The 25,434-nt window shown below is 69.8% G+C and carries 17 protein-coding genes; 10 read left to right on the top strand and 7 right to left on the bottom strand.

The annotated features are described in order from the left end of the window. From AC07RM_RS13695 to AC07RM_RS13675, 5 genes are read right to left on the bottom strand one after another with little or no spacing between them, the layout of a single operon-like run. Positions 1–1,011: an alpha/beta fold hydrolase gene (locus AC07RM_RS13695; protein WP_495334861.1), complete on the bottom strand. Its 1,011-nt coding sequence runs from the start codon at positions 1,009–1,011 to the stop codon at positions 1–3. 43 nt (positions 1,012–1,054) lie between these two features. After that, complete coding sequence (locus tag AC07RM_RS13690; RefSeq protein WP_495334860.1) at positions 1,055–1,750, bottom strand: ABC transporter ATP-binding protein; 696 nt, start codon at positions 1,748–1,750, stop codon at positions 1,055–1,057. Continuing rightward, positions 1,734–3,581 (bottom strand): ABC transporter permease subunit, encoded by a 1,848-nt coding sequence (locus AC07RM_RS13685; protein WP_495334859.1) that lies wholly within the window; start codon positions 3,579–3,581, stop codon positions 1,734–1,736. The genes AC07RM_RS13690 and AC07RM_RS13685 overlap by 17 nt, the downstream gene beginning before the upstream one ends. Positions 3,582–3,600: 19 nt before the next feature. Continuing rightward, positions 3,601–4,467, bottom strand: a complete 867-nt coding sequence (locus AC07RM_RS13680) for a branched-chain amino acid ABC transporter permease (protein ID WP_398493517.1) — start codon at positions 4,465–4,467, stop codon at positions 3,601–3,603. A gap of 12 nt (positions 4,468–4,479) precedes the next feature. Then, complete coding sequence (locus AC07RM_RS13675) at positions 4,480–5,727, bottom strand: urea ABC transporter substrate-binding protein (protein ID WP_495323237.1); 1,248 nt, start codon at positions 5,725–5,727, stop codon at positions 4,480–4,482. Positions 5,728–6,113: 386 nt separating this feature from the next. On the opposite strand from AC07RM_RS13675, the gene AC07RM_RS13670 reads away from it, so the two are divergent. After that, entirely contained in the window at positions 6,114–6,809 is a 696-nt protein-coding gene (locus AC07RM_RS13670) for a TetR/AcrR family transcriptional regulator (protein ID WP_495334858.1), read from the top strand. A gap of 51 nt (positions 6,810–6,860) precedes the next feature. Further along, entirely contained in the window at positions 6,861–7,379 is a 519-nt protein-coding gene (locus tag AC07RM_RS13665; protein WP_495334857.1) for a hypothetical protein, read from the top strand. Between the two features lie 54 nt (positions 7,380–7,433). Here the strand turns inward: AC07RM_RS13665 and AC07RM_RS13660 are convergent, their stop codons facing one another. Beyond that, positions 7,434–8,765, bottom strand: coding sequence for an aminotransferase-like domain-containing protein (locus AC07RM_RS13660; protein ID WP_495334856.1), 1,332 nt, complete (start codon positions 8,763–8,765; stop codon positions 7,434–7,436). A gap of 89 nt (positions 8,766–8,854) precedes the next feature. On the opposite strand from AC07RM_RS13660, the gene AC07RM_RS13655 reads away from it, so the two are divergent. After that, positions 8,855–9,613 carry a sulfite exporter TauE/SafE family protein gene (locus tag AC07RM_RS13655; protein ID WP_495334855.1) on the top strand — a complete coding sequence of 253 codons (759 nt, stop codon included), beginning with the start codon at positions 8,855–8,857 and terminating at the stop codon, positions 9,611–9,613. A gap of 49 nt (positions 9,614–9,662) precedes the next feature. Here the strand turns inward: AC07RM_RS13655 and AC07RM_RS13650 are convergent, their stop codons facing one another. Next, on the bottom strand, positions 9,663–10,328 hold the full coding sequence (locus AC07RM_RS13650; RefSeq protein ID WP_495334854.1) for a TetR/AcrR family transcriptional regulator: 666 nt from the start codon (positions 10,326–10,328) through the stop codon (positions 9,663–9,665). Positions 10,329–10,508: 180 nt separating this feature from the next. Between AC07RM_RS13650 and AC07RM_RS13645 the strand changes: the two genes are divergently transcribed. The 7 genes from AC07RM_RS13645 to AC07RM_RS13615 all read left to right on the top strand — a co-directional run bounded on the left by AC07RM_RS13645 (position 10,509) and on the right by AC07RM_RS13615 (position 25,424). Then, positions 10,509–12,341 carry a flavin-containing monooxygenase gene (locus tag AC07RM_RS13645; protein WP_495334853.1) on the top strand — a complete coding sequence of 611 codons (1,833 nt, stop codon included), beginning with the start codon at positions 10,509–10,511 and terminating at the stop codon, positions 12,339–12,341. Further along, a complete protein-coding gene (locus AC07RM_RS13640) occupies positions 12,338–13,603 on the top strand; it encodes an MFS transporter (RefSeq protein ID WP_495334852.1) in 1,266 nt (421 codons plus the stop codon). Before AC07RM_RS13645 ends, AC07RM_RS13640 begins: the two co-directional genes overlap by 4 nt. Next, the gene (locus tag AC07RM_RS13635; RefSeq protein WP_495334851.1) at positions 13,600–14,550 is read left to right on the top strand and encodes an alpha/beta hydrolase fold domain-containing protein; all 951 of its coding nucleotides are present in this window, start codon (positions 13,600–13,602) and stop codon (positions 14,548–14,550) included. Before AC07RM_RS13640 ends, AC07RM_RS13635 begins: the two co-directional genes overlap by 4 nt. Positions 14,551–14,662: 112 nt before the next feature. Continuing rightward, on the top strand, positions 14,663–15,805 hold the full coding sequence (locus AC07RM_RS13630) for an epoxide hydrolase family protein (RefSeq protein WP_495334850.1): 1,143 nt from the start codon (positions 14,663–14,665) through the stop codon (positions 15,803–15,805). Continuing rightward, the gene (locus tag AC07RM_RS13625; RefSeq protein WP_495334849.1) at positions 15,798–16,697 is read left to right on the top strand and encodes an alpha/beta fold hydrolase; all 900 of its coding nucleotides are present in this window, start codon (positions 15,798–15,800) and stop codon (positions 16,695–16,697) included. The genes AC07RM_RS13630 and AC07RM_RS13625 overlap by 8 nt, the downstream gene beginning before the upstream one ends. A gap of 78 nt (positions 16,698–16,775) precedes the next feature. Further along, a complete protein-coding gene (locus AC07RM_RS13620) occupies positions 16,776–17,435 on the top strand; it encodes a hypothetical protein (RefSeq protein ID WP_495334848.1) in 660 nt (219 codons plus the stop codon). A gap of 504 nt (positions 17,436–17,939) precedes the next feature. Continuing rightward, the gene (locus AC07RM_RS13615) at positions 17,940–25,424 is read left to right on the top strand and encodes a non-ribosomal peptide synthetase (protein ID WP_495334847.1); all 7,485 of its coding nucleotides are present in this window, start codon (positions 17,940–17,942) and stop codon (positions 25,422–25,424) included. Positions 25,425–25,434 lie beyond the last annotated feature (10 nt).

The following is a 25,434-nucleotide window of genomic DNA, read 5'->3' as shown; positions in this document are numbered from 1 at the left end:
TCATGCCGCCAGCAGTTCGCGCAGCGCGTTGTCGATGAACGCGTTGTCGGGTTCGTGCAGGCCCTTGCCCGCCAGGTGGCCCCAGTCGGAAGGCAGCACGCGCAGCTCGGCGTTGGGCATGTGCGCGACCTCGAAGGCCGAATCCTCGGACGGGAAGTAGAGATCGCTCGACGAGGGCATGACGATGGCGCGCGCCTTGATCGCCGACAGCGCCGCGACGAAGTCGCCCCGGTAGACCGGGTTGTCGGCGATGTCGCCGTGCTGCCCGGTCCACAGCGACGCGACCAGGTTGTTCGCATCCTTCGACAGCAGCCAGCCTTCCCAGAACTCGATCAGGAAGTCCTCGAGCGAGGCGAAGCCCAGTGCCTCGATGTCGAGCCGGTCACGCAGGAACTTCTGCGAGAAGCCCCAGCCCGCGTATACCCGGCCGGCGGCGCGCAGGCCGCGCTCGGGCTGGCGCTCGTAGAAGCCCTCGCGCCATTCGGCGTCGGCCTGCAGCGCGGCCTTCACGCCCGCGAAGAAGACCTGGAAGTGGCGCGACGCGCGCGCCGCGCCCTGGAACGGCAGCAGCCGCTGCACCATGTCCGGGTACAGCGCGGCCCAGTGGAACGCATGCACCGCACCCAGCGACCAGCCCGTGACCAGCCGCAAGGTGTCGATGCCCAGGTGCTCGGTCACCAGCCGGTGCTGCTGCACCACGTTGTCGTAGACGGTCACGTCGGGGAAGCGGCCGCGGTCGTTGGGCGCGGGCTGGTTGCTCGGCGAGCTCGAGACGCCGTTGCCGAAGGAGTTCGGCACGACGATGAAGTACTCCGACGGATCGAGCGCCTTGCCGGGCCCGATCAGCCATTCGTTGTCGGCGTGCGTGCTCGCGAACCAGGTCGGGTAGACGATGGCGTTGTCGCGCCTGGCATTGAGCTTGCCGTAGGTCTTGTAGGCCAGCTTCGCGTTGCGCAGCATGCGGCCCGATTGCAGGGCGATGTCGCCCGCCTCGAAGATCTCGTGGTCCATGGTGTTCGTTCCTCTCTTTGGATGTGTGCGTGGATGTGGGGGCTCAGACGCCGAGCAGTTCCTGGAGGAGCGCGCGGTCGCCCTCTAGCTCGGCCTTGCGCGTCTCGCGCACGATGCGGCCCTGGTCCATGACGTAGGCGCGCTCGGCGATCGAGAGGCAGAAGTTCAGGTCCTGCTCGGCGACCAGCACCGACAGGCCGTCGCGGCGCAGCCGCAGCAGCACCTCGGCGATCTCGTCGACGATCGAGGGCTGCACGCCCTCGGTCGGCTCGTCGAGCAGCAGCAGCCTGGGCCGCGTGGCCAGCGCGCGCGCCATCGCGAGGATCTGCTGCTGGCCGCCGCTCAGCCGGCCCGCGAGGTCGTTGGCCTTGGGCACCAGCGCCGGGAAGTCGGCGAAGGCGCGCGCGATCGCCTCGGCGCGCGGATGGCCGCAGGCCACGGCCGCCAGTGCGATGTTCTCGCTGACCGACAGCCGCGGAAACACGAAGCGACCCTGCGGCACGTAGCCCAGGCCGCAGCGCGCGCGGTCGTCGGTGCGCTCGGGCAGCGGCCGGCCGTCGAGCCGTGCGTTGCCGCCCATGGACGTGGCCTGGCCGACCAGCAGGCGCATCAGCGTGGACTTGCCCACGCCGTTGCGGCCCAGCAGCGCGACGATCTCGCCGCGCCCCACGCGCAGGCTGGCGCGCTCGACGATCGACGTCTTGCCGTAGCCGCCGCTGATCTCAATGGCTTCGAACATGCTGCTGTCTCCCGAGATAGATGTCCAGGATGCGTTCGTCCTGGCGCAGGGTGTCGAGGTCGCCCTGGGCGAAGACCTCGCCGCGGTGCAGGACGGTCACTTCGGCGTCGAGCGTGCGCACGAAGGCCATGTCGTGCTCGACCACCACCACGGCCGCCGTCTCGGCCAGCACGCGCACCAGCTGCGAGAGCTCGCGGCGCTCGTCGCCGGTCATGCCCGCGGCCGGCTCGTCGAGCAGCACCACCGAGGGCTGCAGGCACAGCACCATGCCGAGGTCCAGCCATTGCTGCTCGCCATGCGAGAGGTCGGCCGCATCGCGCTCGGCCAGCGCCTCGAGGCCGAGCGCGCGCAGCGTGCGCTCGCTGAGCCGGTCGGCGACCGCGGCATCGCGGTCACGGCTGTAGGCGGCGATCCAGAGGTTGGTGCGCACGCTCAGTTCGCCGAACACCTGCGCCACCTGCATCTTGATGCCCACGCCGGCCTGCACGCGGCGGTACGGCATCCAGCGCGTGACGGGTCGCCCGTCGAGCACGATCTCGCCCGCGTCGAGCAGGTGCGTGCCGGTGAGGCAGCGCAGCAGCGAGCTCTTGCCCGCGCCGTTGGGCCCGATCAGGCAGCGCACGCGGCCCGGCGCGAAGCGCTGGGTGACACGATTGACGGGCACCACGCCGCCGAAGCGCTTGACCCCGTCGCGGATCTCGAGCACCGGCGCCGGCACGGCCGCGCCTTCGCGCAGGCCGCGCACCAGGTCCACGTCCATCGCGGTCTTTGCCTGGCGCGCCTTGCCCTGCGCGCCGCCCGGCCCGCGCAGCGCCCACAGCCGCCCGAGGCCGCCGAGCAGCCCGCCGCGCAGGAACAGCACGAGCAGGATCAGCGCCACGCCCATGATCAGCGTGGTCTGCCCACCGACCACGCCGCCGCCCAGCCAGTACGACAGGCCGCCGACCGCCACCGCGCCGACAAAGGGGCCGGCCAGCGTGCCGAGCCCGCCGACCAGCACGTAGATCGGCACCAGCAGCGCCTGCTGCGCGCTGAACAGCGAGGGGTTGAGGTAGTTGGCCCAGGCACCGTAGAGCGCGCCGGCCAGGCCCGCGATGCCGCCGGCCAGCGTGAACACCACGAGCTGGCAGCGCCGCACGTCGTAGCCCAGCAGCTCGGTCTTGGGGCCGTCGAGGCGCACGCAGTCCACCACCGTGCCGAAGGGCGAGCGCAGCAGCGCGCGCACGCCCAGCAGCACCAGCGCCGAGACCGCCAGCACGCAGGCGAAGGTGCCCTGCGGCCCGAGCCCCTGCGCGTCGGCGCCGAAGCCCAGCACGATGCCCGGGATGTTCGACAGGCCGTTGTCGCCGCCCACCACCGCGTCGCCGAAGCGCGCCGAGAACGAGATGCTGCCGGTCCACAGCAGCAGGGTGACGGTGTAGGTCAGGATGGTGGCCTGCAGCGCGCCAAGGCGGCCGTGGAACAGCAGCCAGCCGACCGCGCCGGCGGCGGCCGCGCCCACGATTGCGCCAACCGGCAGCGACCACACCAGCGTGTTGCCGGTGATGCTCGCGAGGTTGATCGCCGCCACGCTGCCCGCGTAGCCGCCGAGGCCGAAGAAGGCCGTCTGCCCGAGGCTCAGCATGCCGCCGCGGCCCCACACCATGTCCAGGCTCAGGCCCAGCAGACCGAAGATCAGCCAGGAGCTCGCGAGGTAGGCAAGGTATTCGTCGACGAAGAAGGCGCCGGCGCCCAGCACGACGGTGCCGGCGACGGTGGCCAGCCACCAGGGCGCCGCACGGCGCTTGGTGGCCGGGGTCGTGGCCACGGGTGCGGCGAGGGTTCTGCTCATGTTCATGCGTCGCCTCCGTTCAGAGCTTCAGGCGCCAGCGCTCGGAGATGCCCTGCGGCCAGGCGCGCAAGGCCACGAGCGTGATCACGAAGAACACCACGTCGCCCGCGACGGTGGACCAGACGCTGGCCACCGCGCTCGCGGCCGAGCCCAGGATGCCGCCCGCGGCGATGGTGCCCGCGAGCGTGACCGGGCCCGCCACCACCACCGCCAGGAAGGCCTTGATGCCGAAGGCGAAGCCCATGCTGGGCGTGGCCGGCACGGCCGGCACCAGGATCGCGCCGGCCAGGCCCGCGAGGCCGCAGCCCAAAGCGAAGGTGAGGTTGTTGATGCGCACCGTGCGCACGCCCATCGCGGCCGCGGTGGTCGGGTCCTGGATCGCGGCGCGCGCCATCAGGCCGTAGTTCGTGCGCGTGAGCAGCGCATACACGGCCGCGATCAGCACCGCCGCCACCACGATCAGGAACAGCAGGTAGCTGGAGATCGTGTAGTCGCCGATGCGCACGTTCGACGCCGGCATGCCGATGCCCGGCGTGACTGTGCCGAACAGCAGCACCGCGCTCTGGTAGAGCGCGAGGCTCAGGCCCCACATGGCCAGCAGCGTGTCGAAGGGCCGGCCGTGCAGGCGCCGCACGATCAGCCATTCGACCAGCGCGCCGAAGGCCGCGGCCGCCAGCGCGGCCAGCGCCACCGCGAGCGGGAACGGCACGCCGGCACGCACCGCGGTCAGCGCCGCGTAGGCGCCGAACATGATGAATTCGCCGTGCGCGAGGTTCACCACGCCCATCAGCCCGAACACCACGGCCAGGCCGAGCGTCGCGATCAGCAGCACCGAGCCGCTGGCGACCGACGAGAGCACGCCGGTCAGCAATTGATCCCATGCCATCGGGGGCCTCGCTCAGTTCGACGCGCCGGGCGTGAAGTGCTGCGCCGTCTGCGGCTTGGCGACCAGGTCGCAGACCTGGTCCTCGAACTTCGGCGCCACCGAGGCATAGGTCTCGACGATGTCGAAGCTCTGCGTCTTCGTGCCCACGCCGATGTAGATGTTCTGGCGCACGTGGTGCGACTTCGGCTGCATCGACACCGGACCGGCCGGCGAGTCGAAGGCCACGCCCTCGCCCTCCTCGAAGGCCTGGATCACCTTCGCGGGTTCGGCCGACTTCGCCTTGTTCGCGGCCTTGGCCCACAGGTGCACCGCGTTGTAGACGTCGACCGCGACCGCGGTCACCGGCTCCTTGTTGCCGTAGGCCTTCTCCCAGGAGGCCTTGAAAGCCTTGTTGCGCGGCGTGTCGAGCCAGGCGAAGTATTCGAGCGCGGCCACGATGCCCTCGCCAGCCTGCGGCGACACCACCACCTGCTGGTTGCCGCCGCCGTAGTTGGTCGACACCACGCCCACGCGGCTCTTCAGGCCCGCGGCCGCCATCTGCTCGAGGAAACCGGTCTGGTTCGCGCCCACCGGCAGCGCGACCACGAAGTCGGGTTTGGCCTGCTGGATCTTGTTGATGGTGGGCGAGTAGTCGGTCAGCGTGAGCGGCAGGAAGTCGGCGCCGACCACCTCGCCGCCGAACTCCTTGGCGTAGAGCCGCACCCACTGCGCCGAGATGGTGCCGAAGTTGTAGTCGGGCGCCATGATGTAGACCTTGGGCCCGTACTTCTTGATCGCCCACTTCACGAGCACGCTGAGCTGCTGCGAGGCCGTGGCGCCCGTCACGAAAGTCTGCCGGTCGCAGGCACCGCCCTCGTAGAGCGAGGAATAGAAGTAAGGGATCTTCGAGCGCCGCACGATCGGGCGGATCGCCTCGCGGCTCGAGCTCGTGAGGCCCGCGAACAGTGCCTGCACCTTGTCCTTGAGGATCAGCGTGGTCGTGTACTGCGTGTACTTGGCGTCCTCCGACTGCGCGTCGGCCTCGGCCACCTCGACCTTGGCGCCGGCCACGCCGCCCGCCGCGTTGATCTCGTCGACCGCGAGCCGCAGCGCCCGGCTCTGCTGGATGCCGTAGATGTTGAGGCCGCCGGTCTTGTCGAAGATGGCGCCGATGCGCACGGGCTCGCCGGCGGCGAAGGCGTGGGTGCCGAAGGCGGCGAGGCCCGCGGCGAGGAAGAGTCCGGCAAGCCGCGCGAAGGGACGCGAAGAAGGGGTGTGCATGGTGGCTGTCTCCTGGGGTGTCTGGATGGATCGACGTGCCCGGGACGCCATGCCGATGCAGGCGCCGGCACGCGCGCATGGGCAGACCATGCGAAGCGCGCGCAAGCGCGTCGGCAATGCGGTGCGACCGCGGACACGAAGGGGACGGCAGAACTGCCGAGGGGAGAACCAGCGAAGCTGCCGGTTGCGCCGCGAGGGCGCCGAGGAAATCCGGCAAAGCTGCCGGAGAAGGGAACGGCGCGCAGGTTAACGCAGCGTGAGTGCGGGTGTCAACGGGATGACCCCCGAGGCCGCGCTGCGCTTCCACTGCGAGGGCGAAGGCGCTCCGAGTCGATCGAGGGTATCCGCTGATGCAGATGAATTAATCAACTTGCATTATTCCGCCCGTGCCCGCCCTCGCCCGTCGAACTTCCAAGCCCGCCCCCCCCGCGCCGCATGCCGACGCCCCCGGCGACAGCACGCATGCGCGGCTGCTCGCCGAGGCCATGAAGCTGATGGCGCGCGAAGGCATGAATGCGGTCTCGCTGCGGCGCATCGTGGTGGCGGCGGGCGCGAACAATGCCTCCGCGCTGCACTACCACTTCGGCAGCCGCGAGGGACTGGTGGGCGAGATCACCGCGATGCTGCAGCAATGGCTGGAGCCGCGTTCGTGCGCGGGCCTGGAGGCGTTGCGCGCGCGGCCGCATGGCGTGCGCGACATCATGGAAGCCGCCTTCGGTCCGATGATCGAGATGCTGCAGACGCCGGGCTTCGGCCGCGACGCGGTGAGCTTCATCGGCCGGCTCGGCTGGGACTTCGGCGAGGCCGGCCAGCGGCTGTCCGCGAAGCTGCACCGCAGGCTGCTGGGCCTCGCGGTCGAGCTGCTCGAGGCACAGTTGCCCGGCACGCCGCGCGAGACGATCCAGTACCGGCTCATCCTCAGCATGAACGTCGTGTACTACGGCATCTCCTACCGCAGCTACCTCAAGCGCTCGCCCTTCGGCGTGATGCCGATGTCGGAGCGCGGCAACGAGGCGCGCGAGCGGCGCGAGTTCATGGACTACCTGGAGGCCGGCGTGCGCAACGTGCCCGGCGTCGGCTGAGCCGTGTCGCACGTCGCATCCGGAAGCAGCAGCATGTCGATGAGCTTTCCCATGCCCACCTTCAGCGCGCCGCCATCGCCCGCGCTCGCGAAGACCAGGCGCCCGGCCGTCCCGCGGCAACTGGCACTGCAGTTGCGCGGCAGCTACGAGAAGCTGCGCGAGCGCCGCTGCGCCTGCGCGCGTGGCGAGGCGCTGATCTTTCACTGCCAGCAGCAGATCCTCGAATACGAAGCCGATCCGGAACAGTTCGCACGGACCTACTTCGCGGGCAGCGCGTCGAATGCATTCCCGGTGCTCGCGAGCCTCCGGCGCGCGCGTGAAACCCTGGCGCGCTACCAGGGCGAGATCGACGGCCTCCAGGCGGAACTGGCCGCGGCGGAAGCCGAATGCGCACGCACGGAGCAGGTGGTCATGGCGCGGCTCGCGGCCCTCGGCGCACCGCGGCCGAACTGGTGCCGCTGGCCCGAAGAACCGCATGCGCTCGAGAAGATGCGCAAGAGCCATCTGAGCCACGTCCGGCTGCGGCCGCAACCCGTCGTCGCTGCGGCCTCCGCGCACGAGCGAACCTAGCGCTGCCCCCCGACGCTCGACGCCGCGAGCGCTCCGTTCGAGGCAGGCACCGACTCAGCAGTCGAGACTCGCCACGACGCCGCCGACTTTTTCCAGGGCCCGCTTCAGGTCGGCATGCGACACCGAGCCCAGCGCCAGCCGGATGGCATGCGGCGGCTGAGAGCCCACGGCATACGGCGCGGCGGTGGAGACCAGCACGTTGTCCTCTTTCAGCCGCATGGCGACCGCGTCCGACCGCACCCCGGCGGGCAAGGGCAGCCAGACGAAGTACGAAGCCGGGTGGCGAACCATCTCGAACCGCGGCAGCACCGTGGACACGATGCGCTGGCGCGCGACGGCATCGCGCCGCTTCTCCTGCTCCAGCCGCGCGACCGTGCCGTCCTGCAGCCAGCCGCAGCACAGGGAGGTCACCAGGGTCGGCGTGTTCCAGACCGTGGCGCGGATCGCGCGATGGATCTTGGGAACGAGAGCGGCGGGCGCGCATGCAAAGCCGAAGCGCAGGCCGGCCGCCACGCTCTTCGAGAGGCTGGAGACGTAGACGGTGATGTCGGGCGCGAGCGCCGCCAGCGGCGCGGGCGCCTTCTTCTCGAGGAAGGCGTAGGTGCCATCCTCCAGCAGCAGCAGGCCGCGGCGGCGCGCCATCGCGATCAGGGCCTCGCGCTGCGCCAGCGGCATCACCCAGCCGAGCGGGTTGTGCAGCGTGGGCATGCAGTAGACGGCGCGGATCTTTCGCCGGCGGCACAGCGCGTCGAGCGCGTCCGGATCGAGCCCCGGGCCGGACGCCGGCAGCGCCACCAGTTCCAGCCCGCTGAGCTCGGCCACCACCTGGATGCCCGGATAGCTCAGGGCATCCACCGCCACCGCATCGCCGGGCCGCAGCAAGGACATCGCTGAGCAAGCGAGCCCATGGATCGCGCCGCTGGTGATCAGCACCTCGTCGGTAGCAACCGACAGGCCCCGGCTCTTCAGGTGCGCCGCCACGATGGCTTTCTCGTGCGGCCGGCCGCCATGCGGCTGGTAGCGCAGCACGGACTCGAGCTCGCCCGCCGAGGCCAGTTGCCGGAGCGCAGTGCGCAGCAGGTCCGTCTGCATCGGCAGCGCCGGATAGTTGAAGCTCAGGTCCAGCAGATCGCCGCTGGCCACGTGCATCTCCACGCCGTCGCCGAAGGGGATGGGCTCGCGCACGAAGGTGCCGCGGCCGACCTCGCCGGAGACCAGCCCCATGGCCTGCAGCTCCGCGTAGGTGCGCGTGGCCGTGGCCAGCGAGATGCCCTCGCGCGTGGCCAGCCGGCGATGCGTGGGCAGCGCCGTTCCGGGTTTCAGGCGGCCCTGGCGGATGTCCTCCGAGAGCCGGTCGACCAACTGCTTGTAGCGAGCCTGGGGCATTGCGCCATTGTATTCATGACAATAATTTGATTGTCTTGCATCGGGGAACTACGATCCGGGCCTTCCACCGATCCACCCGTTTCCGCCGCATGGAACTGACGCTCACCACCATCCTCGTCACCTTCGCCGGTGTGTTCCTGATCTGCTTCATGAAGGGCGCCTTCGGCGGCGGCTTCGCGATCATCGGCATTCCGCTGCTGTCGCTGGTGATGGATCCGGTAACGGCCGGTGGCCTGCTCGCGCCGCTGTTCATCGCGATGGACCTGTTCAGCCTGCGCTACTGGAAGCCTTCCACGTGGTCCAGGCCCGACCTGCTGCTGCTGGTGCCCGGGCTCGTGGTCGGCATCGGCGCGGGCTATGTGCTGTTCCGCGTGCTCGACCACCGTGCGATCGCCATCGTGATGGCGGCGATCACATTGGTCTTCGTCGGGCTGTGGTTCGTGCGTGGTGGCGAGGTGGTGGTGCGGCCGCGCTCGTCGCCCAAGGCGATCGCCGCCGGCCTGACATCGGGCATCACCACGATGGTGGCGCACTCGGGCGGACCGCCGCTGGCCATGTACCTGCTGCCGCTCGGCCTTAGCAAGCAGGTCTACGCCGGAACCACGAGCATGTTCTTCACGGTCGGCAACATCCTCAAGGCCGTACCGTGGCTGGCCCTGGCCCGGCCCGCGGGCAGCGTGTGGACGTTGATGGCCATCTGCCTTCTCGCCATTCCCTCGGGCGTCTGGCTGGGCTGGCGCCTGCATGCCCAGCTCGACCAGCGGCAGATGTACCGGGTCTGCTATGGCCTGCTCGTGATCACGGCCATCAAGCTGCTATGGGACGGCGTGTCGGGCTACCTGCACTGAGAAGGTGTGAATGAACCTGCTGCGCGACGGTTCCTTCACACCTTCTTAGTCAACGAAGCGGCGGTGCGCGGAAGCCCGCAGCGGCGAACTGCACCAGCTGCTCGATCAGCTCGTTGGAGTCCTGCGCCGTGGCGTTGCCCTGGGAGAGCCGCTTGAAGCTGCGTCCGTGCGGCCGCGTGGCGGTCAGGATCGCGCCCACGAGGAAGAAGAGCCGCCAGACCAGCGTGTCGCGCGGAATGCCCGGCAGGCAGGCCTCGAGCATCGAGAGAAAACGGAAATTGATGGCGTCGTATATCTCGACGATCAGCTGCTCCGACAGCTTGCCCTGCTCGGCATTCAGGCTGAATGACAGCGTGGTGACCGGGCTTTCCTTGGCCAAGGATCGGCCTTCGAACATCGGCGACACCCAGGCCCGCACGATCGATTCGACCGTGAGCGTGCCCGCTTGCTCGAGCTGCTCGAAGTTGGCGGCGCGCTTGTCGTTCAGCGGCGCGGCGACCTCCTTGAACACCTGCACGAACAGGCCTTCCTTGCCGCCGAAGTAGTAGGAGATCAGCGCGGAGTTGGTCTTGGCGCGGTCCGCGATCTCGCGGATCGATACGCCGCGGTAGCCGTTCTTGATGAACAGATGCGTCGCGGCCGCGAGCAGCCTGCGCTGCACATCCGCGTTCTTTTCCTCGGCGCCGTCGGCGCGGGACTTGGTGTTCGTGGCCATGAAATCCAGGGATGCATCCTTCTTAATCAATGATTAAAGCACGAAACGGCGTCGGCTTCCATAGGGGAAATCCGAGCCGGTGCGCCGCTTGTCTCCGTTTCATGGCCGAACCTATACTTTAATCATTGATTAAAACAGGCCGCGATCCACCACGGCCTCTCGACAAGGAAGCAGCTCCCCATGCATGAGACATCGACCGGGATCGGGACACCGAGCCACGACGCGCCAGACAGCGGCGCCCGCGAACGCAGGCAGATCGCGCAGCAATGGATCGAGGGCTTCGACGACGCGCTTCGACAGCGCGACTGCCATCGTGCGGCCAGCCTGTTCGGTGACGACGGCTACTGGCGCGACATCCTGAGCTTCACCTGGAAGATCGCCACGCGACAGGGAGCGCTCGAGATTGCGGAAGCACTGCAGTCCACGCTCGAGGCCTGCGGCGCGGCCAACTTCCGCCTCGAAGCGCAGGCGCCGATGCGCGGCCAACTCGGCGGCGTCGAGACCCTCGAGGCCTTTTTCCGCTTCGACACCCGTGTCGCGCACGGACGTGGCTTCCTGCGTTTGACGCCCGACCCGGCCCAGCCTGGCGGCTGGAAGGCGCTGAACTTCCTCACGACGATCCACGAACTGAAAGCCTTCCCCGAAGACCCGTTCCTGACCCGTCGCCGCGAGAGCACGGGCCGCCGCAGCGTGGACAACTGGCTCGACCGCCGCCAGGCCGCCGCCGAGTTCGCCGAGAAGGACCCCGAGGTGCTGATCATCGGCGCCGGGCAAGCCGGCCTCGCGCTGGGCGCACGCCTCGCGCAGCTCGATGTCGCCACGCTGATCGTGGACAGGCACGAACGCGTGGGCGACAACTGGCGCAAGCGCTACCACTCGCTGACGCTGCACAACGAGATCTGCACCAACCACCTGCCCTACCTTCCCTTTCCCAAGACCTGGCCGGTTTACATCCCGAAGGACATGCTGGCCAACTTCATGGAGTTCTATGCGATGAGCATGGAGCTCAACGTGTGGAACCGCACGAGCTTCCTCGATGGCACCTACGACGCCACGGCCAGGCGCTGGACGGTCCGCGTGCAACGCGCGGACGGTTCCATCCGGACGCTGCGGCCGAGCCAGGTCGTGATGGCGGTCGGCGCGAGCGGTGTTCCCAAGGTGCCGCGCATCCGCGGGCTGGAAGACTTCGGCGGTCAGGTGGTGCATTCGAGCCGCAGCACCGACGACCTCGAGGTCGCGGGCAAGTCCGTGCTGGTCGTCGGTGCCGGCACCAGTGCGCACGACATCGCGCAGGACCTGCATCTGCGCGGCGCCGAAGTCACCATGCTGCAGCGCTCCTCCACCACGGTGGTCGGCCTGGAGCCCGCATCGGTGCGCGCCTATGCGATCTACCGCGCCAACGAAGGCCTGCGGCCCATCGAGGAAACGGACCTGATGAGCGCCGCGATCCCCTTCGACCTGGTCCGGCAACTGCACGGTCCGCTGAGCCAACAGATGGCGCAGGACGACAAGGAACTGCTGGAAGGCCTGCGCAGCGTGGGCTTCATGCTCGACAACGGCGAGGACGACACGGGCTTCTTCATGAAGCTGCTGCGTTCCCTCAGCGGCTACTACCTCAACGTCGGCGCGTCCGACCTGATCGTCGAGCGCAAGATCAAGCTCAAGACCGGCGTGGGCATCGAGCGCGTGAAGGACAAGGAAGTGCTCTTCACCGACGGCGCTGCGATGCCCGCGGACATGCTGGTGATGGCGACCGGCTACCAGCCGCTGCAGGAGGCCGTGCGCACGATGTTCGGCAGCGAGGTCGCCGAGCGCGTCGGTCCGATCTGGGGCATCGGCCCCGATGGCGAGATGCGCAACATGTGGGTGCGCACGCGCCAGGAAGGCTTCTACGTCGCCGGCGGCACCTTGACCATGTGCCGCTTCTACTCGCACGTCACGGCGCTGCTGATCAAGGCGGCGCTCGAGGACTTGATCACGCCCGACGCGGGCACCCCGGAGGCACGGCAATGACCGATGCGGCACAGGGCCACGCGGTCGCGAAACCGCGCGCCGGCTTCTCGTCGCGCGCGCGCAGCCCCTGGTGGGTGGTCGTCGCGGCGGTGCTCGGCACGCTCGTGGGCAACGGGCCGCTGCTCCAGTTCAGCTTCAGCGTGTTCGTCAAGCCGCTGGCGGAGGCCTTCGCCACCGACCGCGCGACCATCTCCTCGGCGATCCTGGTGGGCTTCGTGGTGACGAGTCTCTCGACACCGTTCGCGGGACGTCTGGTCGACCGGTACGGCGTGCGCGCGGTCGTGCTGCCGGGGATCGTGCTGTTCGCACTGTCCATCGCGGCCCTCGGCGTGGTGCCGCAGACGCCGCTGCAGTTCATCCTCATGTACGGCGTGGCCGGCGTCTTCGCGGCGGCGCAATCACCACTGCCTTACGCCAAGGCGGTGACCGGCGCCTTCGAACGCCATCGCGGCCTCGCGCTCGGCCTGTCGATGGCGGGCGTGGGCCTCGGCGCGGCCCTGCTGCCGCATCTGGCCCAGGCGCTGATCGCGGCGCACGGCTGGCGCACCGCGTTCGTCGGGCTGGGCGCCACCGTGCTGCTCGTCGCCTTCCCGCCAGCCTGCCTGCTGCTGAAGGAACCCGTGCCCGCGGCCTCGCTCGCGCGGCAGGCCGCGCCGGGCCTGAGCGCGCGGGAAGCGTTCCGCACGAAGCAGTTCTGGTGCCTGGCCCTGGTCTTCTTCGCGGTCGTGATGGCCTGCGGCGGGACCATCGCGCACATCACGGCGATCCTCACCGACCGCGGCGTCTCGGCGCAGCTGGCGACCACGGCAATCAGCGCGGCGGGCATCGCGCTCATCATCGGGCGACTGCTCGCGGGCTTCCTGCTCGACCGCATCTTCGGTCCGTACGTGGCGCTGGTCTTCATCCTCATGCCGCTGATCGGCATCGTGCTGCTCCATGCGCCCGCGCATCCTGCGATCTACCTGATCGCCACCGTGTGCATCGGCCTGGGCCTGGGCGCCGAGGTGGACCTGATCGCGTTCTTCATCTCGCGCTACCTCGGGATGCGCGCCTTCGGCGAGATCTACGGCTATCTGTTCGCGGTCTTCATGTTCGGCTCCGGCCTCGGCCCGTTCCTGATGGGGCTGTCGTACAGCCGCCTGGGCAGCTACGGGCCCACGCTCGCCGGGCTGGCGATCGGCCTCGTGGTGGCGAGCGTGGCCATGATGCTGCTGGGGCCGTACCGGTATGCACTCGGGCGGCAGGGGGAGAAGCATCCATGAACGAGACCCTTTGGGGCGTGGATCCGGCGCTTCGCGAGGCCCTGCGCCAATCGGCCGAGCAGGCCGCGGCGCACGGCAACCCGAGCGATGGCATCGCGGCCGTTCGGCGCGGCATGGAACTGACCCGCCAGTACTGGAACGAGGGCGGTCCGTCGATGCGCGAGATCGAGCGCGTGCGCGTTCCCGTCGAGGGCGGCACCGTCTCGATCGTGGTCTACCGGCCGGAGGACGGACCGGCGCTTCTGCCGGCCTTCGTCTACCTGCACGGCGGCGGTTTCAAGACCGGCTCCGAATGGACCAACGACCGGCAGATGCGCGAGATCGCCAAGGCCTGGGGTGGCATCGTCGTGAGCGCGGACTATGCGCATGCACCCGAGCATCGCTTTCCCGTGGCGGTCGAGCAGACCGCCTCGCTGCTTCGCGCATTGCACGCACGCGGCGACGAATGGGGCATCGATGGCGACAGGCTCGCATGCGGCGGATGCTCGGCCGGTGCCAACGTGTCGTTCGGGGCGGCGGTCGCACTGGGACGCCAACCCTGGCTGCAGGCGGCCGTCGGCATCGTCGGCGCGTTCAACGGGGACACCTCGACCGACTCGATGCGCCGCCATGGCAACGCCGGCCTGTTCCCGGACCTCGCATCCGTGCCGTCCATCTTCGGCGACTACCTTCCCGACGAGGCCAGCCGGAACGATCCACGCGCCAACCTGCTGCTCGCGGACCCCGGCCTGCTGCCGACCACCTTCCTGGCCGCGGCGCAGTTCGATGTGTTCCTCGACGCGTCCTCGGCCATGGCGCGTTCGCTCGAGTCCGCCGGGCGATTGCACCGGCTCGAGATCTACCGTGGCATGACGCACCTGTTCTTCGGCTTCAGCCGCAGCGTGGAAGGCGCCGCGCAATGCACGCGCGACATCGGCGGCTTTCTCGCGCGGGTCCTGCCGCCTTGATGTCGAAGACGCGCCGATGTCGCACGGGAATGTAGTCCCAGGACGGACAAGGCCTGCACCCCACGAGAGCGTAGACATCTCGATTCGATCCACTGAAGAGCCGCTTCGAACCATGGTTTCGCCCTACACCCTCCATATTCCCGATACGCGGCTCGATGCCATCCGCAAGAAAGTGGAGGCCTTCGATTGGACGCAGCTGCCGGACGCGGGAGGTTGGAGCGCGGGCGTGGGAATCGAGGATCTCCAACGCCTCGTCGACCACTGGCTGAACCGCTACGACTGGCGCGCGGTCGAACAACGCCTGAACCGGCTGCCCAACTTCACGACCGACATCGAGGGCGAGCGCATTCACTTCCTCCATCTGAAGGGAGACGGCTCCAGGCCCCCCCTGCTCCTGCTGCATGGCTGGCCGGGTTCCTACCTCGAGTTCGAGCAGCTGCTGCAGCCTCTGGCGTCGGATGGGCACGACGTCATCGTCCCTTCCCTGCCGGGCTTTGCCTTCTCCAACCCGATCACCGGCGTGATCGGCCCTCGTCGGGCCGGCGAGCTCCTGCATGGATTGATGGGCCGGCTCTTCGGCCCGGCGCGCTACATCGTCCAGGGCGGCGACTGGGGTGCGCACATCGCGAGCTGGATGGCATTCACCCACCCGGAAGCGCTGCTCGGCTTCCACATCAACATGATGAGCATCTTTGCCCAGGACGCCACGCCCACGACCGCCGAAGAAAGGGAACGGGCCGCGCGCAGCGCCGTGATCCTCGACGAGGAGACCGGCTACAACCATGCGCAGGAGACGCGCCCGCAGACACTGGGCGTCGCGATGGCCGACAGCCCGGTCGGCGCGGCTGCATGGATCCTCGAAAAATTCGGCAAATGGGCCGACCTGCCGGCCCGGGCCGATGGCAGCCCGGACCTCTGGTCCAGGTTCTCGGAAGAGGAACTGCTGACCTCCATCATGCTGTACGTCGCACCGGCGGCGGTCGTCACCGCGACCTGGATCTACCACGGCAAGCGCCTCGAAGGATCCTCGCGCTTTCCCGCGGGCACGCGCATCCGTGTGCCCGCGGGTTTCGCCGCGTTTCCCGACCCCGTGTTCCTGCCACCGCTGCGCTCGTTCGCCGAGAAGACCTACGACATCGTGCATTGGACCGACATGGCTGCCGGCGGACACTTCGCCGCCTGGGAGCAACCCGAGCTGATGCTGGCCGACCTGCGGGCTTTCATCGCCACGGTGTCGGAAGCCGCTCGTGAATGAGCGGGCGCCGAGAAGCGTCGAGACCCGGACGCTGCGCATCGCGTACGAAGAATGGGGCGCCGACAGCGGCTGGCCCGTGATCCTGTCGCACGGATTTCCCTACGACGTTCGCGCCTTCGACGAAGTCGCCCCGATCCTCGCCGATGCGGGAGCCCGGGTGATCGCACCCTGCGCGCGCGGCTTCGGCCCGACCCGCTTCGTCTCCGACGCCACCCTGCGAAGCGGACAGCAGGCCGCGCGCGGCCTCGACATCCTTCAGCTCGCCGATGCGCTCGCACTGCAACGCCCCATCCTGGCCGGCTTCGACTGGGGCGGCAACGCCTCCTGCGTGGCAGCCGCCCTGTGGCCGCACCGCTTCGGCGGTCTCGTTTCCTACGCCAGCTACGACATCATCGACATCGGCGCACAGCGACGTCCCGCCTCGCCAGCGCTCGAACGCGTCTGCTGGTATCAACACCTCTTCCAGACCGAACGCGGCCGGCAGTGCCTGGCCGAGCATCGCCGCGATCTGTGCAGGCTGCTGTGGGAAGCGTGGTCACCAGGCTGGCGGTTCGACACGGCGACCTTCGAACGCAGCGCCGCGTCCTTCGACAACCCGGACTTCGTCGATATCGTGATCCATTGCTACCGCCATGTCTTCGGCCTGGAAGCCGGAGACCCCGCGCTGCAGCCGCTCGAAGATCGACTGGCCCGGCGGCCGGCGATCGCGATTCCGGCCGTGACCCTCGATGGGACGCAGGATCCCCTCAAGCCCGGCGGCACGAAGAGCGATGCGCCCCTGTTCCTCGCGGCGCACGAGCACCGCGTCGTCGAGGCGGGGCACAACCTTCCGCAGGAGAGGCCGCGTGACTTTGCCGACGCGGTGTCGAAGGTTCGCAGTTGGCTCGTTTGAAACGCCGACAGCGCGCCCCGGCGCAACCCACGCTCCCATAATCCCTGCCTTTCCCCCGCACCGGATCCCACAGCCCCCATGAGCGCCGCCGACTTCCTCCTGTCCCCCTCCGTCCAGAAGCTCCTGCAGGTGCTCTACGGGAACCCCGAGGAACCCTTCACCACGAACGAACTGGCCCAGAAAACCAAGCTCGACGCGGCCGAGGTCGAAGGCACGCTCGCGCACCTCGTCGGCAGCGGCATGCTGTCGCGGCAGGCCGCGAAGGAGGAACTGCCCGAGACCGTCATGCTCGACCGCGGCTTCGTCTTCTATCGCGAGCTGCGCCGCATCGCGCTGAAGTCCTTCGCGGCGGCCGAGCCGGTGCGCGCGATGCTGCGCGCGAAGTTCAAGGACTCAGTGGTGCGCGCCTTCGTGCTCGGCGAGGACAGGAACGGCATCGTGGAGGTGCTCGTCGTGCACGGCGCCGTGACACCCGACGAGGCGGCGATGACCGTCGCCTGCCAGAAGCTGTCGAAGGCCATCCATCGCCATCTGCAGGTGCACGTGATCTCGAGCGCGCGCTTCGAGCGCCTGACGCCGCGCGATGCGCTGGCCACGAAGCTCGCGGCCGACACGGCCTTCGAGATCGTCGCGCCGGGCGACACCAAGGCGCGCCTGAAGCCCGAGCGCGGCGGGCTGCTGCACAGCGCGAAGAAGACGCTGGCGGCGCTGTCGCGGTCGGCGCGCGGCGGCGCCTGATCGACCCCGCCGCGAGCCCCGATCCGGCGCGGCGGAAGGACGCGAATTAGGCGCCATTTAATTACGCCGAAAGTCCTCGCCACACTTTTCTATTACCCACGGAATTCCGTGGGAATTAGGCAGTTTTTATTCAGCCAATACGCTGCGCGGCATCTCCAACATATTTGCCATACCCCTGCTGGGCGTATTGAAGTTGCTGCGACGCAACAAACTTTTTCCTCCTGCTTTTCCCTCTGAAAGTAAGCCGAACCGCCTCGAAAATGAGGCTTTCTGGGTGCAGTGCGAAAAACCCCAGGAAACCTTTCTTGCTCAATTGAGAGCGTGAAATATTGCCGCACTCGAAACTGCCATCGAAGTGACTGCAACCGCTTGTACATTTGGTTTTGAAATGTCAACGGAATGTCAATTCGACCCGCTGCGGATGTGCGAGAAGGCAGCTTCTGGCAATTCGCTTCGCGCCTGCAATGCCCCGTTGGCAACCCCATGTCCAACTTGGAGCAGCGCATGCAAGGCAGTGGTCCCCTGAGCAGTTCGGCGCCTCTCACCTCGGGTCAGATGGCGATGTGGCTGGGCGCGAAGTTCGCGTCGCCCGACACCAATTTCAACCTCGCGGAAGCCATCGACATCGAGGGCCCGATCGATCCCGCCGTCTTCCTCGCGGCCATGCGCCGCATCACCGAGGAGGTCGAGGCCACGCGGCTCAACTTCGTCGACGCAGGCCAGGGGCCGCGCCAGGTGGTGGCCCACACCTTCGAGGGCGAGATCCCCTACCTCGACCTCAGCGCCGAGGCCGATCCCGCGGCGCGGGCCGAGCGCTGGATGCGCGCGGACTTCGAACGCAACATCGACCTCGCGCACGGCCAGCTGTGGCTGTCGGCGCTGATCCGCCTCGCGCCGGATCGCCACGTCTGGTACCACCGCAGCCACCACATCGTGCTCGACGGCTTCGGCGGCGGGCTGATCGCGCGGCGCTTCGCCGACATCTACAGCGCGATGGCCGAAGGCGCCGCCGAGGTGCCCGAGGCCTCGCGCCTGGCACCGCTGTCGCAGCTGGCTGAGGAAGACCGCGCCTACCGCGAATCGGGCCGCTTCCCGCGCGACCGCCAGTACTGGACCGAGCGCTTCGCCGACGCGCCCGATCCGCTGAGCCTCGCAGCGCAGCGCTCGGTCAACATCGGCGGCCTGCTGCGCCAGACGGTGCACCTGCCCGCGGCCAGCGTGCAGGCGCTGCAGCAGATCGCGCAGGAGCTCGGCACCACGCTGCCGCAGATCCTGATCGCCACCACCGCGGCCTACCTCTATCGCGCCACCGGCATCGAGGACATGGCGATCGGCATCCCGGTCACCGCGCGCCACAACGAGCGCATGCGGCGCGTGCCCGCGATGGTGGCCAATGCGGTGCCGCTGCGGCTCGCGATGCGCGCCGACCTGCCGATCCCCGAACTGATCCGCGAGGTGGGCCGCCAGATGCGGCAGGTGCTGCGCCACCAGTCGTACCGCTACGAGCACTTGCGCAGCGACCTCAACATGCTGGTCAACAACCGGCAGCTGTTCACCACCGTGGTCAACGTCGAGCCCTTCGACTACGACTTCCGTTTCGCCGGCCATGCGGCGCGGCCGCGCAACCTCTCGAACGGCACGGCCGAGGACCTGGGCATCTTCCTCTACGAGCGCGGCAACGGGCAGGACCTGCAGATCGACTTCGACGCCAATCCCGCGGTGCACACCGCGCAGGGGCTGGCCGATCACCAGCGCCGGCTGATCGCCTTCATCGATGCCGTGATCCGGCAACCGCAGCAGGCCATCGGCCATGTCGACCTGCTCGGTGCCGAGGAGCGCCGGCAGTTGCTGTTCGGCTGGAACGACACCGCGCACGCCGTGCCCGACACGCACCTGGTCGCGCTGATCGAGGCCCAGCTCGCCGAGCGGCCCGAGGCCGTCGCGCTGCGCTTCGAGGGCGAGGCGATGTCCAACGCCGAACTGAACCGCCGCGCCAACCGCCTCGCGCAGTTGCTGCGCGCGCGCGACGCGGGCCCCGAGCGCACGGTGGCGCTCGCGATCCCGCGTTCGATGGAACTGATGGTGGCGCTGCTCGCCACCCTGAAGACCGGCGCGGCCTACCTGCCGGTCGATCCCGATTTCCCGGCCGATCGCATCGCCTTCATGCTCGGCGACGCTGCGCCCGCGTGCCTGGTCACCACCGAGGCGCTCGCGCAGGTGCTGCCCGCCGATGCCCCGCGCCTGTTGATCGATGGGGCGCAAACGATTGCCGATCTGGCGAATTGCGACGAAGCCAACTTCGCCATCGCGATCGATCCCGCGCACCCGGCCTACGTGATCTACACCTCGGGCTCGACCGGCCGGCCCAAGGGCGCGGTGGTGTCGCACCGCGCCATCGTCAACCGCCTGCAATGGATGCAGGCGCGCTACGGCCTCGCGGCCGACGACCGCGTGCTGCAGAAGACGCCCTCGAGCTTCGACGTGTCGGTGTGGGAGTTCTTCTGGCCGCTGATCGACGGCGCCACGCTGGTGTTCGCCAAACCCGGCGGCCACAAGGACGCGGCCTATCTCGCGGGCCTGATCGCCGACGAGGGCATCACGACGCTGCATTTCGTGCCCTCGATGCTCGAGGTCTTCCTGCGCGAGCCCGCGGCCGCCGGCTGCACCACGCTGCGCCGCGTGATCTGCAGCGGCGAGGCGCTGTCGCCCGCGCTGCAGGCGCAATGCCACGAGCGCCTGGGCGCCGAGCTGCACAACCTCTACGGCCCGACCGAGGCCGCGGTCGACGTCACCGCGTGGGAATGCGAACGCGCGCAGGCCGCGCCGAAGAGCGTGCCGATCGGCCGGCCGATCTGGAACACGCAGATGTACGTGCTCGACAGCGGCCTGCAGCCGGTGCCGGCCGGCGTGGCGGGCGAGCTGTACATCGCGGGCACGGGCCTGGCACGCGGCTACCTGGGCCGGCCGCTGCTGAGCGCCGAGCGCTTCGTCGCCAATCCGCATGGCGCGCCCGGCAGCCGCATGTACCGCACCGGCGACCTCGCGAGCTGGCGCGCCGACGGCAGCCTGGACTACCTGGGCCGCGCCGACCAGCAGGTGAAGATCCGCGGCCTGCGCATCGAACCGGGCGAGATCGAGGCGGTGCTGCTCCAGCATCCGCAGATCGCACAGGCCGCGGTGGTGGCGCGCGAGGACGCTCCCGGCGAGAAGCGCCTGGTGGCCTACCTCGTGCCGGCCGAGTCCGCCGATCCACAGGCGGCCGAGCTGCGCACGCACCTCGCGCAGGCGCTGCCCGACTACATGGTGCCCTCGGCCTTCGTGAGCCTGCCCGCGCTGCCGCTGGGCCCGAGCGGCAAGCTCGACCGCAAGGCGCTGCCGCCGCCCGAGGTGCAGGCCGCCACGCCCTATGCCGCGCCGCGCACGCCCACCGAGAAGATCCTGGCCGGCCTCTGGGCCGAGACCCTGCACCTGCAGCGCGTGGGCATCCACGACAACTTCTTCGAGCTCGGCGGCCACTCGCTGATGATCGTGCAGCTGGTCTCGATGATCCGCCAGCAGTTCATGATCGACCTGCCGCTGGACACGCTGTTCCAGGTCTCGACCATCGCCGGCCTCGCCGAGCTGCTCGACCAGGAATCGGTGGCGCGGCCCAGCCTGGTGCCAATGCCGCGCCCGGCGCGCATCCCGCTGTCCTTCGCGCAGCGCCGCCTGTGGCTGATGAACCAGCTCGAGGGCGCCAACCCGGCCTACAACATGCCGCTGGCGCTGCGCCTGTCGGGCGCGCTCGACCGCACGGCCCTGCATGCGGCGCTCGACGACCTGGTGCAGCGCCACGAGAGCCTGCGCACCATCTACCCGAACGAGGACGGGCTGCCGTGGCAGCAGGTGCTCGACGGCGCGCAGGCGCGCCCCGCCGTGCTCGAGGCCGACAGCAGCGAGGACGAGATCGCCGCGCAGCTGCACGCGGCCGCGGGCCATGCCTTCGACCTCGGCAGCACCGCGCCGCTGCGCGTCTCGCTGTTCAAACTGGCCGACGACGAGCACGTGCTGCTGCTGCTCACGCACCACATCGCCGGCGACGGCGCCTCGTTGCTGCCGCTGGCGCGCGACCTCAGCGTGGCCTACGCGGCGCGCTGCGAGGGCAAGGCGCCGGGCTGGACGCCGCTGCCGCTGCAGTACGCCGACTACGCGCTGTGGCAGCAGGAACTGCTGGGCAGCGAGGACGATGCAGAGAGCATGGCCGGACGCCAGCGCGCCTTCTGGCAGGCCACGCTGCAGGACCTGCCCGAGCAGCTCGCGCTGCCGGCCGACCATTCGCGCCCGCTGGCGCCGAGCTACCGCGGCGACGTGGTGCCGCTGCAGATCGCGCCGCAGGTGCACGAGCGCATCCTGCAGCTGGCGCGCGACGGGCAGGCCAGCGTCTTCATGGTGCTGCAGGCCGCGCTCGCGGGCCTGCTGAGCCGGCTCGGCGCGGGCAACGACATCGTGATCGGCAGCCCGGTCGCGGGCCGCAGCGACCACGCGCTCGACGAGCTGATCGGCTGCTTCGTCAACACGCTGGTGCTGCGCACCGACACCTCGGGCCGGCCCAGCCTGCGCGAGCTGGTTTCGCGCGTGCGCGCCACCAACCTCGCGGCCTATGCGAACCAGGAGTTCCCGTACGACCGCCTGGTGGAGCTGCAGCGCAGCGGCGCGGGCCGCGCGCGCACCAACCAGCCGCTGTTCCAGGTGATGCTGGGCTTCCAGAACAGCAGCCGGCTGTCGTTCAGCCTGCCGGGCCTGTCGATCACGCCGCAGCCGGTGGAGATCGACACCGCGAAGTTCGACCTGTCCTTCATCCTCAGCGAACAACGCGGCGCCGACGGCCTGCCGGGCGGCATCGGCGGCGGCATCCAGTACAGCAGCGACCTGTTCGAGCGCGCCACCGTCGAGGCCATGGCCGCGCGGCTGGCCCGGTTGCTCGAGGAGGCCTGCGACGCGCCCGACGCGCCGATCGCCGAGCTCGCGATCCTGAGCGCCGAGGAACGGCACCGGCTGCTCGCGCAGTGGAGCGGCCAGCCGCGCGAACTCGCACCGCGCTCGCTGGCGGCCATGGTGGCCGCGCATGCCGCCGAACGCCCGCAGGCGCCCGCCGTGGTGCTCGACGACGCGACCGTCGGCTACGCCGAACTCGACGCGCGCGCCAACCGGCTCGCGCAGTTGCTGCGCGCCCGCGGCATCGCGCCCGGCGCCATCGTCGCCACGGTGCTGCCGCGCTCGCTCGACCTGATCGTGGCCCACCTCGCGATCGTCAAGGCCGGCGCCACCTACCTGCCGATCGATCCGAACCACATGGCGGCGCGCAGCGCCTTCGTGTTCCAGGAGGCCGCGCCCGCGGCGGTGCTCACGCATGCGGCGCTGCTGCCGCAGCTGGCCGACGTCGCGCGTTGCATCGCGCTCGACGCTTCCGACATGCTTGAAGCGATCGCGGCCCAGTCCGAGGCCGCGCCCTCGGCACCGCCCGCCGATCCGCGCGAGGCCGCCTATGTGATCTACACCTCGGGCTCCACCGGCCTGCCCAAGGGCGTGGTCGTGCCGCATGCGGGCCTGGCCAGCCTCGGCGCCGCCATGCAGGAGCGGCTGGCGATCGCGCCCGACTCGCGCGTGCTGCAGTTCTCCTCCTGCGGCTTCGATGCCTCGGTGATGGACCAGCTCATGGCCTTCCACGCGGGCGCCGCGCTGGTGGTGCCGGGCGCGCAGCAGCTGCTGGGCAGCGACCTCGCCGAGCTGCTCGAAGCCCGGGCCGTGAGCCATGCGCTGATTCCGCCGGCCGCGCTCTCGACGCTGCCGCCCGGCGAGTTCGCGGCGCTGCGGACGCTGATCGTCGGCGGCGATGCCTGCTCGGCCGAGCTGGCCGCGCGCTGGGCGCCGGGTCGCCGCATGGTCAACGCCTACGGCCCGACCGAGATCACCATCTGCGCGAGCATGAGCGCGCCGATGGAAGCCGGCCGGCAGCCCTCGATCGGCCAGCCGATCTGGAACACGCGCATGTACGTGCTCGACGAACTGCTGCAGCCGGTGCCGCCCGGCGTCGCGGGCGAGCTCTACATCGCGGGCGCCGGCGTGGCACGCGGCTACCTGAACCGCGCCGCGCTCAGCGCCGAGCGCTTCGTGGCCGATCCGCATGGCGCACCCGGCAGCCGCATGTACCGCAGCGGCGACCTCGCGCGCTGGCGCGCCGACGGCAACCTCGATTTCCTCGGCCGCGCCGACCAGCAGGTGAAGATCCGCGGCTACCGCATCGAGCCCGGCGAGATCGAGTCGGCGCTGCTGCAGCATCCGCAGGTGACGCAGGCCGCGGTGATCGCGCGCGAAGACACGCCCGGCGACAAGCGCCTGGTGGCCTACTTCGTCGCCGCCGCCGATCCGCAGCCGACCGAGCTGCGCGCCCACATGGCGCGTGCCCTGCCCGACTACATGGTGCCCTCGGCCTTCGTGCACCTGCCCGCGCTGCCGCTCACGCCAAGCGGCAAGCTCGACCGCAAGGCGCTGCCCGAGCCCGAGCAGCAGGCCGCGGTGCAGTACGTCGCGCCGCGCACGCCCACCGAGGAACTGCTGGCCGGCCTGTGGCGCGAGACGCTGCGGCTGGAGCGCGTGGGCATCCACGACAACTTCTTCGAGATCGGCGGCCATTCGCTGATGGCGATCCAGCTCGGCATGCGCATCCGCCAGCAGGTGCGCGCGGACTTCCCGCATGCCGAGGTCTACAACCGGCCCTCGATCGCCGAGCTCGCCGCCTGGATCGACGACAACGCGGGCACGGCCGAGGCGCTGGACCTGTCGCGCGAGGTGGTGCTGCCCGCGCATGTGCAGGCGCAGGCGGTCGCGCCCACGCTGGCACCGCGACGCGTGTTCCTCACCGGCGCCAGCGGCTTCGTCGGCAGCCACCTGCTGGCCGCGCTGCTGCGCGACACCGAAGCCCGCGTGGTCTGCCACGTGCGTGCCGCCGACGCCGAGGCCGGCGCGCTGCGGCTGAAGCGCACGCTGGCCACGCGCCAGCTCGCATCGATCTGGGACGACGCGCGCATCGAGGTCGTCACGGGCGACCTCGGCAAGCCGCGCCTGGGCCTGGACGACGACGCGGTGCGGCTGGTGCGCGACGGCTGCGACGCGCTCTACCACTGCGCGGCGCAGGTCGACTTCCTGCATCCCTACGCCAGCCTCAAGCCGGCCAACGTCGACAGCGTGGTCACGCTGCTCGACTGGACCGCGCAGGGCTGCGCGAAGACGCTGCACTACGTCTCCACGCTGGCCGTGATCGACCAGGCCAACAACCAGGAGGGCACCGTCACCGAGCGCTCGGCGCTGAACTCGTGGCGCGGCCTGGTCGACGGCTACAGCCAGAGCAAATGGGTGGGCGACGCGATCGCGCGCGAGGCGCAGGCGCGCGGCATGCCGGTCGCGATCTACCGGCTGGGCGCGGTCACCGGCGACCACACGCATGCGATCTGCAATGCCGACGACCTGATCTGGCGCGTGGCCCATCTCTACGCCGACCTGGAAGCCATCCCCGACATGGACCTGCCGCTGAACCTCACGCCGGTGGACGACGTGGCGCGCGCCATCCTCGGCCTCGCGGCGCAGCGCGCCTCGTGGGGCCAGGTGTTCCACCTGATGGGGCAGGCGCCGCTGCGCGTGCGCGACATCCCACCGGTGTTCGAGCGGCTGGGCATGCGCCTCGAGCCGGTGGGACTCGACCCCTGGCTCGAGCGCGCGCATGCGCGGCTGGCGGTGGGGCAGGACCGCGACCTCGCGGCGGTGCTCGCCATCCTCGACCGCTACGACACCTCGGCCACGCCGCCGCAGGTGTGCGGCGCGGCCACGCAGGCGCAGCTCGAGGCGATCGGCACGCCGATCCGCCCGGTCGACCGCGACCTGCTGCAGCGCTACTTCGTCGACCTTGGCATCCACACCAAGGCGCGCCGCGCCCTGGAAACCACCGCTTCCTAAGGAGCATCCC

The organism is Variovorax sp. GW821-FHT09B05, assembly GCF_059418265.1.
This window is presented reverse-complemented; position numbering and strand designations above follow the sequence as displayed.